General features: G+C 70.1%; 16 protein-coding genes. 4 read left to right on the forward strand and 12 right to left on the reverse strand.

Annotated elements, in window-relative coordinates; all coding sequences use genetic code 11:
* Positions 1-90 precede the first annotated feature (90 nt).
* The 6 genes from OG611_RS21825 to OG611_RS21850 are packed head-to-tail and all read right to left on the reverse strand — an operon-like array spanning position 91 to position 6,614.
* Complete coding sequence (locus tag OG611_RS21825; RefSeq protein ID WP_266422700.1) at positions 91-1,494, reverse strand: hypothetical protein; 1,404 nt, start codon at positions 1,492-1,494, stop codon at positions 91-93.
* Positions 1,491-2,132, reverse strand: coding sequence for a DUF6084 family protein (locus tag OG611_RS21830; RefSeq protein ID WP_266422703.1), 642 nt, complete (start codon positions 2,130-2,132; stop codon positions 1,491-1,493). The genes OG611_RS21825 and OG611_RS21830 overlap by 4 nt, the downstream gene beginning before the upstream one ends.
* On the reverse strand, positions 2,129-2,782 hold the full coding sequence (locus OG611_RS21835; RefSeq protein ID WP_266422706.1) for a DUF5947 family protein: 654 nt from the start codon (positions 2,780-2,782) through the stop codon (positions 2,129-2,131). Before OG611_RS21835 ends, OG611_RS21830 begins: the two co-directional genes overlap by 4 nt.
* Positions 2,779-3,723 carry a NifU family protein gene (locus OG611_RS21840; protein WP_266422709.1) on the reverse strand — a complete coding sequence of 315 codons (945 nt, stop codon included), beginning with the start codon at positions 3,721-3,723 and terminating at the stop codon, positions 2,779-2,781. The genes OG611_RS21835 and OG611_RS21840 overlap by 4 nt, the downstream gene beginning before the upstream one ends.
* Positions 3,720-5,513: a nickel-dependent hydrogenase large subunit gene (locus OG611_RS21845; protein WP_266422712.1), complete on the reverse strand. Its 1,794-nt coding sequence runs from the start codon at positions 5,511-5,513 to the stop codon at positions 3,720-3,722. Before OG611_RS21845 ends, OG611_RS21840 begins: the two co-directional genes overlap by 4 nt.
* 45 nt (positions 5,514-5,558) lie before the next feature.
* Positions 5,559-6,614, reverse strand: coding sequence for a hydrogenase expression protein HypE (locus OG611_RS21850; protein WP_266422715.1), 1,056 nt, complete (start codon positions 6,612-6,614; stop codon positions 5,559-5,561).
* 260 nt (positions 6,615-6,874) lie between these two features.
* Here OG611_RS21850 and OG611_RS21855 point away from each other — a divergent pair, with 260 nt between their 5' ends.
* Positions 6,875-7,204: a hydrogenase maturation nickel metallochaperone HypA gene (locus OG611_RS21855; protein WP_072486396.1), complete on the forward strand. Its 330-nt coding sequence runs from the start codon at positions 6,875-6,877 to the stop codon at positions 7,202-7,204.
* A gap of 3 nt (positions 7,205-7,207) precedes the next feature.
* Positions 7,208-7,993 (forward strand): hydrogenase nickel incorporation protein HypB, encoded by a 786-nt coding sequence (gene hypB, locus OG611_RS21860; protein ID WP_266422724.1) that lies wholly within the window; start codon positions 7,208-7,210, stop codon positions 7,991-7,993.
* Positions 7,994-8,014: 21 nt separating this feature from the next.
* Here hypB and OG611_RS21865 read toward each other — a convergent pair whose 3' ends face one another.
* From OG611_RS21865 to OG611_RS21890, 6 genes are all read right to left on the reverse strand, one after another.
* Positions 8,015-9,700, reverse strand: coding sequence for a hydrogenase maturation protein (locus OG611_RS21865; protein WP_266422727.1), 1,686 nt, complete (start codon positions 9,698-9,700; stop codon positions 8,015-8,017).
* A 280-nt stretch (positions 9,701-9,980) separates the two neighbouring features.
* Positions 9,981-10,829, reverse strand: coding sequence for an SGNH/GDSL hydrolase family protein (locus OG611_RS21870; protein WP_266426093.1), 849 nt, complete (start codon positions 10,827-10,829; stop codon positions 9,981-9,983).
* A gap of 120 nt (positions 10,830-10,949) precedes the next feature.
* Positions 10,950-11,969, reverse strand: a complete 1,020-nt coding sequence (locus tag OG611_RS21875) for a hemolysin family protein (protein ID WP_266422730.1) — start codon at positions 11,967-11,969, stop codon at positions 10,950-10,952.
* Complete coding sequence (locus OG611_RS21880; RefSeq protein WP_266422733.1) at positions 11,966-13,303, reverse strand: hemolysin family protein; 1,338 nt, start codon at positions 13,301-13,303, stop codon at positions 11,966-11,968. The genes OG611_RS21875 and OG611_RS21880 overlap by 4 nt, the downstream gene beginning before the upstream one ends.
* Before the next feature lie 173 nt (positions 13,304-13,476).
* On the reverse strand, positions 13,477-13,902 hold the full coding sequence (locus OG611_RS21885; RefSeq protein ID WP_266422736.1) for a GNAT family N-acetyltransferase: 426 nt from the start codon (positions 13,900-13,902) through the stop codon (positions 13,477-13,479).
* A 111-nt stretch (positions 13,903-14,013) separates the two neighbouring features.
* Positions 14,014-14,538 (reverse strand): transglycosylase SLT domain-containing protein, encoded by a 525-nt coding sequence (locus OG611_RS21890; RefSeq protein ID WP_266422739.1) that lies wholly within the window; start codon positions 14,536-14,538, stop codon positions 14,014-14,016.
* 445 nt (positions 14,539-14,983) lie between these two features.
* Between OG611_RS21890 and OG611_RS21895 the strand changes: the two genes are divergently transcribed.
* Together OG611_RS21895 and OG611_RS21900 are read left to right on the forward strand one after the other, a co-directional pair.
* A complete protein-coding gene (locus OG611_RS21895) occupies positions 14,984-15,211 on the forward strand; it encodes an antitoxin (RefSeq protein WP_093551072.1) in 228 nt (75 codons plus the stop codon).
* The gene (locus OG611_RS21900) at positions 15,208-15,579 is read left to right on the forward strand and encodes a fic family toxin-antitoxin system, toxin component (RefSeq protein WP_093551070.1); all 372 of its coding nucleotides are present in this window, start codon (positions 15,208-15,210) and stop codon (positions 15,577-15,579) included. Before OG611_RS21895 ends, OG611_RS21900 begins: the two co-directional genes overlap by 4 nt.
* Positions 15,580-15,602 lie beyond the last annotated feature (23 nt).

Below are 15,602 nucleotides of genomic sequence, written 5' to 3' on the forward strand. Positions count from 1 at the left end.
GGCGGACGTCGGGGACCGACTTGATCCCGACCGCCACGGCGACGAGCGCCGCGGCCGTGGCCGCTGCGGCGGTGATGATGCCCAGGGTCTTCATGATCGGTTGTCCTCTCGGTGCTGCGCCGTCTCCTCGACGCTCAGGGGTGTCAGCTCGTCGGGCGCGAAGTAGAAGTAGCGGCCGTACCAGTCGTGCAGGTCCGACGCGGGGTCGTCGACGAGGACCAGGGCGATGTGCGTACCACCGTCCACGTCGGAGAGAACCGCGGTCACCCGGGCCACCTGGCCGGCGAAGAACAGATCCTGCGCGTCCGCCCGCCGGGAGGGGTGGACGCGGACCAGACTGCCACTGGCAACCCGGACCCCGTCGATCACGACCGCGTCGCTTTCGGGCCGTACCGAGGCGTCGGCCGCCGGATCCCACCAGGGGGCGCCCGCGGTGTCGAAGGCGGCGGGCTCCACGTCCCGGACGTCGGCCGCCGGTCCCGCGGGAGCCGCGGGCTGCGGCGGGTGCGGGTCGCGCAGCAGGCCGTGCAACTGCTGGAGGCCGGCGGGCGACATGCCGTCGCACCGGTCGATGATCTCCCGGGCGCGGGGGTCGGTGGCCCTGGCCTCCGCCTTCTCCTCCTCCGTCATGGTCATCACGCGGAGGGTCAGGATCTCGTCGATCTCGGTCGAGTCGAACAGGGCGCCGGGGCTCTGCTCGGCGACCTCCGGGTAGTCGTACAGGATGATCGGTGCACCGAGCAGGGTGTCCGTCGTCCCCTTCGGGCCGGCCAGCACGGGCCAGCACCTGCGCTGCCGGCAACGGCCGGCGGCCGCTGCCGCCCCGGCGGGCGGTTCGAGCAGCGAGACGAACTCGGTGTCGTGCGCCCGCAGCAGCAGATGCGCGCCGATCAGCGAGGACCGGATCGCGGCGTCCTTGGTGGCCACGGGCTCCGGATGCTCGTTGCGCACCGCCACCGAGAGGTGCACGTATCCGTCGTCGACGACGGCCCGCGTGCGGACCCGGACCGCCAACGGCAGCCGCCGCCGCACGATCCGGCCCACCACCACGCCCCGTGCGTCGGTCACCGGCTCGGTGTCCTCGCCGCCCGGGACCTCGTGGACGGCGTCCGTCACCTCCCCCAACGGCAGGGCGGTCAGAACGACTTCGCGCTCGACGGCCTCGTCCCAGGACATCACCGACACCCCGTCGACGGTGAGCTGCTCGACCGGTACGTCCACCCCGTCCTCGCTCGTGCTCCGCACCTCGCGGACCTGGAGCTGGAGGAAACGCAGATGCACGGTGACGGCCGCCGGCCCGTCGCGCGGTGCCAGCAGGCACTGCATCTCCATCTCCGGCTCCTCGCCAAAACTCGCCGCCGTGGCGTGCGGCGGACCGAGGACCCCGAACTGCCAGCGTGACCGGTTCTTGTGCGAGCTCGCCCGGTACGGGTACAGGAGGTACCCCTCGTACAGGACGGCGTCGGCGATCGAACGCACCTGGTCAAGACTCACAGGACCACCTCGTCGTGCTCGGCCAGGAGGGCCTGGACCGTCTCGTCCCAGCTGATCAGCCCGCGCCGGGCCCGGAAGTCCGCGAAGCGCGCCAGCACCTCGTGGTCCAGCCGGATCCATCCGGTGCTCGGGTAGTGCGCCGCCACCATGCGCCGCCACACCTCGACCGGCATCGGATGCCGGGCCTCGCAGTCCCACGGCACCTGCTCGACCCCGAAGCCCTTGCTGCCGCGGGTGAAGACCGTGCCGGAGAACATCAGGGCGAGGGGCACCGACCCCTCGCCCAGGGCGTGCAGATAGCGGGAACCGATCACGTCGAAGTCGTATGTGCAGGGCAGGGCGAGATCGACCTCGGTCGCACCGCTGAACCCCTGCACGGTGGTGTCGCAGCTCATCCACTGGAACGGCTTCAGGGTGTCCGTCCAGCGGTCCCGGCCGCCGAACAGCGCCACCAGGCCGCTCTGTTCGGCCTCGTCGTAATGGCGCCGCTGCGGCTCGATGCGGACCTGGCAGTGCAGCGCGATGGCATGGATCCGCCGGCCCGTCCGCTCCTCGATCCGCAGCCGCGCGGTCAGCTGCGGAGCGGCCGCGTACGGCTCGGCGACGACGTCGAGCACGGAGAACGCGAAGTCGTTCACGGCGCCCCGATCCCCGCGGCGGGCCGGCTGCGGTCCGCCACCCGCGCGAAGAAGCCGTCCATCGCGGCACGGGCCTCGGTGCCACCGTCGAACCCGCGCCACAGTCGGCGCAGTTGCCCCACCAACTCGTAACAGGCGTCGATCGGCACCAGATGACACGACCCCTCGCTCTCCTCCGTACGCCGGATCAGCAGCGCCTCCACGTCCGGACGCAGCACGGCGAGCTCCGGGCTCGACTCGACGACGGCCGCCCAGGCGTCCAGCGGCAGTTCCGACTCGGTGGCCCCGGCGGGCCCGGGATAGAAGGCGACCATCCGGTCCTGGACGGAGTTGCGGAACAGGAAGGCGAGCCCCACGGGAATCTGCAACTCGTCCCAGGCGCGCCCGTCCACGGTCAGCCCGGCGAAGTGCAGATAGCGCTCGGGGACCGCCCGGTAGCGCAGCTCCGCGTTCTCGTCGGTGAACAGCAGATAGCAGGCCCGGCACCCGCACATCAGGGCGCGACTGTCGAGGTTCACCACATGGGGGTGGCTCTCGCCGATCGGTTCCGCGCACATCTCGCAGCGCTCACCGACGGGCGGCCGTGGCCGGTTGCGGGTGAGCCGCAGCAGGGTGGAGGCCGGCGAGGCGGAACGGCCGGCGGCGATCAACGCGCCACCGCCGCGGGGACCGAAACCGAGACCGTGGCCCCGTCCGACAGCAGGGGCAGCGGGGCCAGGTGCACACTGTCCCCGTCGAGGCAGACCCCGGCCCGCCGTACGTCGTAGTGCGCACGGCATCCGGCACAGCGCAGGATCGCGTCCCCGGAACGGCCGCCCAGCCGCCGCGCCAGCGTGGCACCCTCGAACGGCCGCTCGCAGCGCGCGCACCGGTCCTCGAAGGCGAAGAGATCCGTGCCCACCCGGCAGGCCACCACCCGCATCGTGCCGACTCCGACCCGGGCCACGGTGCCGGGCTCCAGCCCCGACAGCTGCGGTACGACCTCCCACGTCGCGCCGTCGCCGGCCGTCCCGGACTCCGTGTGCAGCCGGGCGAACAGCGAGTCCACCGGAACCAGCGGCCCCGCTGCCCCGGTGTCCTCGTCGGCCGCGGTCTCGACCTCGATCGAGGTGATCTCCGGCGCCGCCGCCTCCACCGCACCCTGCACGGCCAGCTTGAGCGTGACCGAGGACGACGGGCAGCCGTCACAACTGCCCAGCAGCCGCAACCGGACGGTGCCCTCGTCGGTGACGGCGAGCAGCTCCACATCACCGCCGTGCGACCCCAGATACGGTCGTACGCTCTCCAGCGCCCGCTCGACCCGGGTCTCCACGCCGTAGGGATGCAGCCCGTGCACCAGCAGGACGCCGGCCACCAGCTCGTCGTCGGCCAGGGCGGCCAGGACGTCGTCGTCCAGCCGCCCCTGTTCGTGCACGAGGTCGAGCAGCCGTTCCAGCCCGGCACCGTAGAAGTCGGCGACGAGCCGGACCAGTTCCTCGCTGCGCTCGCGGGCGACCGCGCCGCCCGAGCCGCTGGCGGCGATCAGGGTGTCGATGCGTTCACCGGTCGTCCGCCAGTCGGGCGGGGCCGGGGACTCCTGCCGCGCCATCATTCACTGCCCGCGGACTGGGTGGGGGAGTGCAGGAGTTCCAGCTTCTTGCCCTCGCCGAGATACATGTGCACACCGCAGGGCAGACAGGGGTCGAAGCTGCGCACCGTGCGCATGATGTCGATGCCCTTGAAGTTCTCCCGGTCGTTCTCCTCGAAGATCGGCTGTCCCTGCACGGCGTCCTCGTAGGGACCCGGCGTGCCGTACGTGTCGCGGGGGCTCGCGTTCCACGGAGTCGGCGGGTACGGGTGGTAGTTGGCGATCTTGCCGTCCCGGATCACCATGTGGTGGGAGAGGACACCGCGGACCGCCTCGGTGAACCCGCAGCCCACGCCCTCCTCGGGCACCTCGAACTTCTCCCAGGTCTTGGTGTTCCCGGAGCGGATCTCCGCGAGCGCCTGCTCCGCGAAGTGCAGCGCACAGGCGGCCGCGTAGGCCTGGAAGTAGCTGCGTGCCCGGTTGCGCTCGATGGTGTTGCTCCACTTCGGGACGTGCCACTCCAGCTCCACCGGCCCCTTGAGGGCGGTCTTGGGGAGGTTGATCTTGACGCTGTGGCCGGTGGCCTGGATGTAGCCGATGTCGACCAGACCGGCCAGCGCGGTGGTCCACAGCCGCGCGAGCGGCCCGCCGCCCGTGTCGAGCGCCAGGTAGTCCTTGCCGTCGAACCACCGCGGTGACATGACCCAGCTGTACTTGTCGTCCAGGTCCCGCTTCTGCGGCTGCGGGTTGGTGTGCTGGTTCCACGGGTGGCGCCGGTCGACCGGATTGCCGAGCGGGTCGTGGGAGACGAAGGTCTCCTGCTCGTCCCAGTCGTTGTAGTACGACGAACCGAGCAGGATCCGGATGCCGAGGTTGATCTTCACCAGGTCGGTGGTGACCAGCTTCCCGTCGACGACGACACCGGGGGTGACGTACATCTTCCGGCCCCAGTCGGTCATGTCCTTGTACTCGAAGTTGCAGTGCTCGGGGTCCTGGAAGGAGCCCCAGCAGCCCAGCAGGATGCGCCGGTTGCCGACCTGCTCGTACCCCGGCAGGGCCTCGTAGAAGAAGTCGAAGAGATCGTCGTGCATCGGCACGACCTTCTTCATGAACTCGACGTACCGCTGGAGGCGGGTGATGTAGTCCGTCATCAGCTGGACGGTCGCCACGGTGCCGACCCCGCCGGGATAGAGCGTGGAGGGGTGGACGTGCCGGCCCTCCATCAGGCAGAACATCTCCCGGGTCATCCGGCTGACCTGGAGCGCCTCGCGGTAGAACTCGCCGGTGAACGGGTTCAGCGACCGCATGATGTCGCCGATCGTCCGGTATCCGTGCGCGTCGGCGTGCGGGGATGGGGTGCGGTTGGCCTGTTCCAGCACCCCGGGATTGGTCTCCGCGACCATCTTCTCGCAGTAGTCGACCCCGACCAGGTTCTCCTGGAAGATGTTGTGGTCGAACATGTACTCCGCGGCCTCGCCGAGATTCACGATCCATTCGCCGAGGTGCGGCGGCTTCACCCCGTACGCCATGTTCTGCGTGTAGCAGGAACATGTGGCGTGGTTGTCACCGCAGATTCCGCAGATGCGACTCGTGATGAAGTGCGCGTCGCGCGGGTCCTTTCCCTTCATGAAGACCGAATAGCCTCGGAAGATGGAGCTGGTGCTGTGGCACTCGGCGACCACCTTCTGCTTGAAGTCGATCTTCGTGTAGATACCCAGGCTGCCGACGATCCGGGTAATGGGATCCCACGCCATTTCGACCAGGTCGTTCTTGCCCTGGCCGCCTCCGGCACCTTTGTGCTGCGTCGCGGTCATTGGCCGTCTCTTCTTTCTTTCCGTTGCTGTGATGTACGAGGTCACTCACCAGGTGCGTGTGGCGCCGGTCGTGAGTTTTCCGCCGGGCCTACGCCATTTCGGTTCGCGGTCCAGGGTGTGGGTGGTGAGCTGGCGCAGCCGCCGCATCGTCGACCCGTACAGCCCGACCGCGTTGGTCGAGAGCTTTCCGCCGGGGGGCTCGTCCATGAACGGCATGAACTTGTCCGGGAACCCGGGCATGGTGCAGCCGATGCAGATGCCACCGACGTTGGGGCAGCCGCCGATGCCGTTCATCCAGCCGCGCTTGGGCACGTTGCACTTGACCGCGGGGCCCCAGCAGCCCAGCTTGACGATGCACTTCGGCGAGCCGTACTCCGTCGCGAAGTCGGCCTGCTCGTAGTACCCGGCCCGGTCGCAGCCCTCGTGGACCGTCGACCCGAACAGCCACGTCGGCCGCAGTGCGTCGTCGAGCGGGATCATCGGGGCCTGGTCGGTGGCCATGTAGAGCAGGTAGGTGAGCGTCTCCGAGAGGTTGTCCGGCTGGATCGGGCACCCGGGGACGCACACGATCGGGATGTCGGCCTTGGACTTCCAGTCCCAGCCCAGGTAGTCGGGAACCCCCATTGCGCCGGTCGGGTTGCCCGCCATGGCGTGGATGCCGCCGTACGTCGCGCAGGTGCCGACCGCGACGACCGCGGTCGCCTTCGGAGCCAGCCGGTCGAGCCACTCGCTGGTCGTCATCGGCTGGCCGGTGGCGGGATCGTTGCCGAACCCGCACCAGTAGCCCTCGTCGTGCAACCGCTCGTTCGGAATGGATCCCTCGACCACCAGGACGAACGGTTCCAGTTCTCCGCGATCGGCCTTGAAGAACCATTCGAGGAAATCATCGGCGCCGCCGTTCGGGCCGCTTTCGAAATCGATGAGCGGCCAGTGGACAGCTACCTGCGGAAGTCCCGGCAGGGCGCCGAGCGCGATTTCCTCGATGCTCGGCTGCGTGGCGGCGGTCAGGGCGACGGAATCACCGTCGCAGCTCAGTCCTGCGTTGATCCACAGCACGTGGATCAGTGTGTCCTCCGCCTTTACCGCTTCCTTTGTCGGCATGGCTGTGTCGCCTTTCAGGATGACGGCCCAACCGGCCATCGGCCCCCACCGGTGGGTACGCGCACATTGCTACCATCACGCCTCGATTCGCGGGCACCGGCAACAGGGGAATTCGCCGTCCCGCCGCGTCACCGGGGCCCGAATGACGGCATACGGTGGGCCGCTCGGGTGGTCCGGGCGGGGAACCGGTCCCGTCGGGCGGCGCCACGGTCCTCCCGTGGCCCTACGGTCGGAGCCACCCGCGGAAGGACGAGGCACCGGTGCACGAGCTGGCCATCACACAGAGCGTCGTCGACTCGGTGTGCGAACGCGCCGGGGGGCGTCCGGTCCGTTCGGTCCGCGTCCGCGTCGGCGTGCTCACGGCCGTGGTGCCCGACTCGATGCGGTTCTGCTTCGGCCTGGTCACGGAGGGAACGGCCGCCGAGGGCGCGCAGTTGGAGATCGACCAGCCGCCCGGCGCCGGCCGCTGCCGTACCTGTGCCGTCGAATTCACCCTGACCGACCTGATTCTGCTGTGTCCCTGCGGCAGCGCGGATGTGGAGATCACATCGGGACAGGAACTGCAGATCGTCTCCATGGAAGTGGGCTGAACCATGTGCGGTACCTGCGGCTGTGCCGAGGAGTCCGGCGGGACCAGGATCGTGATGCTGCGGGAGGAGGATGCACCGGACCACGGGCACCCGCATCCGCACCAGCACCTTCGTCCGCACGAGCGTCGTCAGCCGAGCGGAGCCGGTGAGACGGTCACCATCGAGCAGAAGGTGCTCGCCAAGAACGACCTGCTCGCGGAGCGCAACCGGACGTGGATGACCGACCGCGGCGTCGTGGCCGTGAACGTGATGAGCTCGCCGGGCGCGGGCAAGACCACCCTTCTGGAACGCGCCGTCACCGACCTCGGCGGCCGTCGGCCGATGGCCGTCATCGAGGGCGACCAGGAGACGAGGCTCGACGCCGACCGGATCAGGCGTACGGGCTGCGCCGTGGTGCAGGTGAACACGGGGGCGGGGTGCCACCTCGACGCGGAGATGATGCGGGACGCCCTCACGGCGCTGTCCCCGGCCGAGGGCTCGCTGCTCATGGTGGAGAACGTCGGAAACCTGGTGTGCCCCGCCCTGTTCGACCTGGGGGAGCGCAGCAAGGTCGTGATCATCTCGGTCACCGAGGGCACGGACAAGCCGCTGAAGTACCCGTACATGTTCGCCGCGGCCGACCTGATCCTGATCAACAAGTCCGATCTCCTGCCCCATGTCGACTTCGACGTCGAGCAGTGCACACAGCACGCGCGCTCGGTGAACCCGGACGTGCGCGTGCTGACGGTCTCCGCGACCACCGGCGAGGGCCTGGCCCACTGGTACGACTGGCTGGCGGAGCAGCGGTAGCCCTCCGCCGCCGCACCGCGGTCAGCCCCGGGCAAACGGGAGCTGCGGGACCGCGGTGCCGGGTGCCGGGCGTTCCTTGCGGACGAAGGCCCGGCGCAGCCCGTGGTACGGGTGGTGCGGGTCCGCGAAGATGCGGTGCATGCGGACGAGTTCGGCCTCCCGGTACGGGGCCAGGTCGACCCGGTCCCGCTCCTCCTTCTTCGCGTGGATCCGGGACTGCGTCGCGGGCAGGGCTGCCAGGCGGGTCGCCAGGGCGCCGACCTCCGAGTCGAACGACCGGGGGGCGCACGGGATCACCCGGTCGACCAGCCCGAGCCGATGGGCTGCGGTGGAGCTGACCGGCAGGGCGTCCCGCATGAGCCGGTCGGCCGCCGCCGCACCCACCCGCCGCGGCAGCGTGTACGTCCAGTACTCCGATCCGTACAGCCCCATCAGGCGGTAGTGCGGATTGAACACCGCGCCCGCCCTGCACCACACCTCGTCGGCGGCGACGGCCAGCATCACCCCGCCCGCCGCGGCGTTCCCGGCCAGGGCGGCGACGACGAGCCGGTCCGTGGTGGTCAGCACCGCCTCCACCAGGTCGTCCATGGCATTGATGTTGGCCCAGGACTCGGCGCCGGGGTCGGCCGCCGCCTCGATCACGTTGAGGTGGATGCCGTTGGAGAAGAAGTCCCGACCGCCGCCGACGACCAGCACCGAGGTGGGCCGGGAGCAGGCGAACCGGTAGGCGCGCAGCAGGCGTTGGCACTGTGCCGTGCTCATCGCCCCGCCACGGAACGAGAACGACAGGAAGCCGGTCCCGGCCTCCTCCCGGTAGCCGGTCTCGGACCAGGTGTCGTCGTCCCCGGTCCGGTGCAGCGGAGCCGGCCGCTCGGGTACGGCGGACAGCCGCCCGGCCAGCGCCGAGGTGGCGGGGAGCTTGAAGGTGGCCGGGCCGCCCGGCGCCCGCCGTGGCCGCAGTTCGGGGATCCACACCGCGCCGTCCGTGGTCGCCCGGCAGATCGCGCCGTCCCGGGTGGCCACCACATCCCCCGGACGCCCGCCCAGCCGGGACTCGGGGTACCCGCCGTGCTGGAACCACTCGCCGCCCAGCAACTCGTCGAGCACACCGGGCTGGGAGTCCGCCGCCCTGAGCCTGCGGACCACCGTCGCGGTGGAGTCCGACTGCCAGTCGATGCGGCGCAGCGACTGGCGGAACAGGGGGCGGCAGCCTTCGCCGGCGCCGGAGGCCTGCGGCGCCGGGGTGTACGTCCCCGACGCGAAGCGTCCGACCGCCAGAAGCACCGCCTCCACGGCGGCGTCCGAGATCTCGTTGCGGTACAGGTCGCTCTTGCCCACCGGGGGCAGCGGACAGGACACGGACGCCCAGACGTCGCCCGCGTCCATCTCCGCGTTCGCCTGGAGCACAGTGACGCCCCAGTGGTCCGCTCCCTCGTGGACGGCCCAGTCCAGGGAGGAGGGCCCGCGGTCGCCGACCGGCCCCGGATGGACGACGAGACAGGTGTGGACCGACCAGACGTCCCTCGGGATCGCGGTCTTCAGGTACGGCGCCACAACAAGGTCCGGGCCCTCCCGGCTGACGGCTTCCCGGACCGGGCCTTCCTCGTGCGCGAGTTGCACGGCGACGGAGTGCCCGTGGTCCCTCAGCTCCGCCTGGACACGTTGGGTGAGGCTGTTGAACGCGCTTGCGACAAGCAGGATGTGCACGGCGATCTCCCGGTGGCTGCGATCAGTCCTGACCGAGCGTGGGCGTGGACTCCCGCTCGGCGGAACCCACTCGGCGGGAACATGCCGGAAATTCACTCGAAGCGGCTCCTCCGCGAGCACGCCTGCCGGCTCATGCGTGGGCCGGAGATGCGAAGGGCGCGACTCGGCGAAGGGTGTGACTCCGCGAAGGGCGCGACTTCGCGACGCGCGGCACTCGCGGCTCAGTCACCCCGCCGGGGAGCGGTGCGCGGGCCGGCGCCGCGGTCCGGTTCGTGGGCTGCTACGGGAGCGGAGCCGGGTCGACCCGGCGCCACGTTGCCACGGGGCCGGGGTCCCGGGCGTCCTCGGGGGTGACCCAGAACGCCCTGCCCAGTTCGGAGCTGTACTGGGCGCCCGTCCGTCCGTCCCCGGAGGAGCGGCCGGTCAGCCGACGGCCGATCCACGGCATCAGGTGCTCGCGGGCGAAGCGGACGTCATCGACGCGTCGTCGGGCCCACCCGGGCGGTACGGCGGTGGGCAGTGCCGTCCCCCAGTCGTTCTCCGGAGGCAGCCCCAGCGTCTGCCAGACCGCCTCGGCCACCCTGCTGTGTCCGTCGGCCGTCAGATGCAGCCGGTCGACGTCCCACAACCGGGGATCGCCCAGCGCCGGTGCTCCGTACAGATCGACGACCAGCGCTCCGTGCCGGGCCGCCAAGTCGTCGACCAGGGCGAACAGCTCCTCCATCCGCGGACGGAAACGCTCCATCACCGGGCCGTTGCGCCCCGGGCTACGCATGAGCACGAGCTGCTTGCACGAGGGCGCGAGACGTTCCACCGCCTCTTCGAGCCGTCCGCGGACCATGCCCATGTCGCACTTGGGCCGCAGCGTGTCGTTGAGCCCGCCGACGAGTGTGACGACATCCGCCCGCAGGGCGGCCGCCACATCGACCTGTTCGTCGACGATCTGGCCGATCAGCTTGCCCCGCACGGCGAGATTCGCGTAGCGGAATCCCGGCGTACGGACGGCGAGCCGGCCGGCGAGGACATCGGCCCAGCCGCGGTACGAACCGTCGGGCAGCAGGTCCGACATGCCCTCGGTGAACGAGTCGCCGACCGCGACAAGACTGCTGTAGGAGGCATTTATTTCCATGGCGATGCGCATCGTATCGCGGTGGGTCCGGCGCCTTCCGGCGTCCGCGGTCGCTCGGCTCCGACCGGGCCGCCGGCCCAGGGGGCGCGGCCGGAAGCCGCACCGCGTCCCCTGCACCGGTCAGTGTGCCTTCGGGCGCCCGACCAGTTCGCGGAGCACGTCCTCCATGGTGACCATTCCGGCCAGCCGGTCGTCCTCGTCGAGAACCGCCGCCAGATGCGTACGGCTGCGCCGCAGCGCGGTCAGGACGTCGTCCAGCGGAGTGCCGGCCCGGACCCGGGCGATGGGGCGCATCGCGGTCACCGGGAAGGGCACATCGCGCGGCGTGGCATCGAGGGCGTCCTTCACATGGAGGTAGCCCAGGATCCGCTCCTCGCTGTCCATCACGGGAAAGCGCGAGAACCCGCTCTCGTACGAGAGCTGTTCCAGTTGCTCCGGTGTGGTCCCGATCCTGGCGTACGTGACCTGGTCGACCGGCATCACCACGTCCCGCACCGGGCGACGGCCCAGTTCGAGGGCGTGGTGCAGTCGCGCGGCCGAGCGGTCGTCGACCAGCCCGGCGTCGCCTGCGTCCGTCACCAGCCGGGCCAGTTCGTCGTCGGAGAACGTGGCGGACACCTCGTTCTTCGGCTCGACCCGCAGGATCTTGAGTATCCCGTTGGCGAGGGCGTTGATCGCGAAGATCACCGGGCGCAGCGCCCTGGCCAGGGCCACCAGCGGGGGTCCGAGCACCAGCGCGGCGCGGACGGGCTCGGCCAGGGCGATGTTCTTCGGCACCATTTCGCCGAGGAGCATGTGCAGATACGTCGCCACGGACAGCGCGATCACGAACGAGATCGGATGGATCAGCCCGTGCGGCATGCCCACCGCATCGAAGACGGGCTCCAGCAGATGCGCGAAGGCCGGCTCGGCGACGATGCCGAGCACCAGCGTGCAGAGGGTGATGCCGAGCTGAGCCGCCGCGAGCAGTGCCGATACGTGTTCGAGGCCCCAGACGACGCTTCGCGCCCGCCTGTCCCCGGCCTCGGCCGCGGGCTCGATCTGGCTGCGGCGTACGGAGATCAGCGCGAACTCCGCCCCGACGAAGAAGGCGTTGACGACCAGGGTCAGCAGACCGATCAAGAGCTGGACGGCGATCATCGTGCGTCCTCCGTCTGCTCGTCGTCACGTGGCAGCGGAGCGTGCAGCAGGGCCCGCGCGGCGCGGCGCCCCGACGCGTCGACCACGTCGATCCGCCAGCCCGCCAGCTCGAGAGAGTCACCCACGGAGGGGATGCGGCCGACCTCGGTGGCGACGAGCCCGGCGAGTGTTTCGTACGGTCCGTCCGGCACCCGCAGTCCGATCGTCTTCAGCTGGTCGATGCGCGCGGCGCCGTCGGCCGACCACAAGGTCCGTCCGTCGGCGTCCTCGCCGGCCGGCGCGAGGTCCGCGGTCTCGTGCGGGTCGTGTTCGTCACGCACCTCACCGACCACTTCCTCGACGATGTCCTCCAGCGTCACGACTCCGGCCGTGCCGCCGTACTCGTCGATGACGACGGCCATGGCGAGCTTGCCGGACAACCGGTCCAGGAGCCGGTCCACCGTGAGGGTCTCCGGCACGAGCAGCGGTTCGCGCAGCATCTCCGAGACGCGCGTCCGGGACCGCAGTTCGGCGGGGATGGCCAGCACGTCCTTGATGTGGGCCACACCGACGACGGTGTCCAGGCTGCCGAGATAGACGGGGAAACGGGACAGGCCCGTCGCCCGGGTGGCGTTCGCGACGTCCTCGACCGTCGCCTGCGCCTCCAGCGCGGTGACCTGGACCCGGGGGGTCATCACGTTCTCCGCCGTCAGCTCCGCCAGGTTCAGCGTGCGGACGAACAGCTCCGCCGTGTCCGCCTCCAGCGCACCTTCCTTCGCGCTGTGCCGGGCCAGCGCCGCCAGCTCCTGCGGGCTGCGCGCGGAGGCCAGCTCCTCGGCCGGTTCCAGGCCGAGGCGGCGCACGATCCGGTTGGCGGTGTTGTTCAGGTGGCTGATGAAGGGCCGGAAGACGGCGGTGAAGGCCCGCTGCGGCGTGGCGACGGTCTTCGCCACGGCGAGCGGGGAGGAGATCGCCCAGTTCTTCGGGACGAGTTCGCCGACGATCATCAGGAACACGGTGGACAGCGCGGTTCCCAGGACGAGGGCCACCGAGGACGCCACGCTCGGGGACAGGCCCACCGCCTCCACCGGACCGCGGATCAGCTTCGCGATGGACGGTTCGGAGAGCATGCCGACCACCAGGTTGGTGACGGTGATGCCGAGCTGAGCGCCGGAGAGCTGGAAGGTGAGGCTGCGTACGGCCTTCATGGCGCTCGCCGCGCCCCGCTCACCCCGCTCGACGGCCCTTTCGAGCTGGCCGCGCTCGACCGTCGTCAGAGAGAACTCGGCCGCGACGAAGGCGCCGCAGGCCAGGGAGAGCAGTACTGCCACGAGCAGCAGGAGCACTTCGGTCATCGGTTCACCTCCGTCCCATGATCGGGCAGGGGCAGGAGGATCGCTCGGTGCCGGCGATGCCGGCTACTGGGAGGCTCGCCCATGGGCGGACGCTCACACCTTTCGGAAGGATCGGACAGAGGAACATCCATCGTAAAGGATCGGCAAAGTCGATCGATCTCCCGGTGATCTTCTCAGCCCGTGAGCGGCTTCACCCAGCGCCGCCAGTGGTCCTCGCGGTGGTAGCCACCCGCGGCCCATGTGCGGTGCGCCCGCTCGTTGGCTTCCAGGACCATGGCGTCGACCCGCCGCCCGCCGAGGCTGAGGAATCGCTGTTCCGCCGCCTCCGTCAAGGCGGTGGCGATGCCTTCCCGGCGGTGGTCGGGGTGCACGGCCAGTCGGTAGGCAGAACACCGCCAGCCGTCGAAACCGGCTATGACGGTTCCCACGAGACGACTGCCGCGCTCCGCCAGAAGCAGGGCTTCGGGGTCTCTCGAAATGAGCCGGGACACCCCGTCGTGGTCGTCGCTGATGCTCGTTCCTTCTGCGGCTTCGAGCCAGAAGCTCAATACGGCGTCGACGTCGCCGGGACCGGCGCAGCGGATGTGGAGATCACTCATGGGGCGAGCCAAGCAGAGCGCCGATCCGTTCGGCGAGCGATTTCCGCGCTGCGCGCTGTCTGTGGCGATTCGGCCGTATCACGGTGCCGTGTGCCGGTACGAATCCGTGGCTCAGTAGGCGGAGTTGACGTTGTCGATGGATCCGTAGCGGTCGGCGGCGTAGTTGGCGGCCGCGGTGATGTTGGCGACGGGGTTGGTGAGGTCGTGGGCGGTGCCGGCGACGTGGTAGGCGCTGAAGGTGGGCTGGATGACCTGGAGCAGGCCCTTGGAGGGGGTGCCCTTCTGGGCGTTGATGTCCCAGCCGTTCTGGGCGGTGGGGTTGCCGCCGGACTCGCGCATGATGTTTCGGTGCAGTCCTTCGTAGCTGCCGGGTATGCCCTTGGCCTTCATGATGGCCAGGGATTCCTTGATCCAGCCGTCGAGGTTGTTGGCGTAGCCCTTGCCGGTCTTCTGGGTGTCCTGGACGTCGCCGGTGGGGGCGGTCCGGACGACGGGGGCGCTCTGCTTCGTCTCGGCCGCCTGTGCGGAGGTCGAGGTCAGGGTGAGGGCTGCTGCGGCTGCGCCGGTGGTGGCGAGGGCGGCGACGGACAGGGTGCGGATGCGGGCGATGCGGCCGGTGCGGGTCTGCGTGGTCATGCGGAAGTGACTCTCCTGTGGGTGTGGTGTCGCCGTCCGGTGCCGGAGGCGTGGTGCGGGGCGGGGCCCTGCGTGGTGCGGGAGGGGGCGAGCGGCCCGGCGGTGTCCGTGCGGTCCGGTCGCGGTTCCCCGCAACGACAGCCATGGTTAGCGGCGGCCGGGGTGGGGGTCAATGATGTGACGTACTACCCCAATACGGAACAATGTCCGAAATGAACCATTCTGGGCCGATTCCATGCCGTTCGAGCGGCCCTGCTCCTACTACCCTCCCTAGGATGTGACCTGGCCCCTATGGGGGGCATCACATCCACAAGGCCGTTCCGGGGCCATTTCGAGGTCATCGGCCGGGCTGCCCGCGTACGGCTTTCTGCGCACCGGGACCCGTGTACGGGGCACCGGTGGGCTCCTCTTGCCGGTGCTAGCGCACCCGCGCTAGCGTGTTGCTGTGCCCAAGACTCAGCTGAACGTGAGAGTGGACGAGGCCACCGCCGAGGCCGCGCGGCAGCGCGCGCTACAGAGGGGGATGAGCGTGAACCGTTACATAGAGGAGCTCGTGAGGCAGGATGCGGGCGAGGTCGGACACACCTTCGTCGAGGCCGCGGCCGACTTCATGAAGCAGTACGAGTCGGTGTTCGCCGAGGAGTTCGGCCCGGAGCGCAAAGGCACGCGTTGAACCTCCAGATCGACCTTTCCTGGCTGCTCATGGTGGCCGAGCACAAGACCCCCGGTGATCCGCAGGTCGTCGACTGGGGTGCGCTCGTGGCGGCGGTGGCCCGTCATGAGGCCGAGATCTTCGGCAGCCCCGTCTACAGCGACCCGCACTCCCGGGCCGCTGCCCTCCTGCAATTGCTGCTCCACGTCCCCGCGCTCGAACACTCCAACGCGATGTTCTCCTCGGCCGTCGCGTACGGATATCTCGTCGCCTCCGGACTCAAGGTCATCACCTCGCCCGAACAGGTGCGCGACCTGGCCCGACTGGTCAAGGAGGGCAAGGCGGACGTCCGGGCCATCGCCGACGAACTCCGTCAGTGGAGTCTGTGACAGCCCCGGCACGCGACGGCGGG

This window comes from Streptomyces sp. NBC_01363, from assembly GCF_026340595.1.
Classification (GTDB): Bacteria; Actinomycetota; Actinomycetes; order Streptomycetales; family Streptomycetaceae; genus Streptomyces.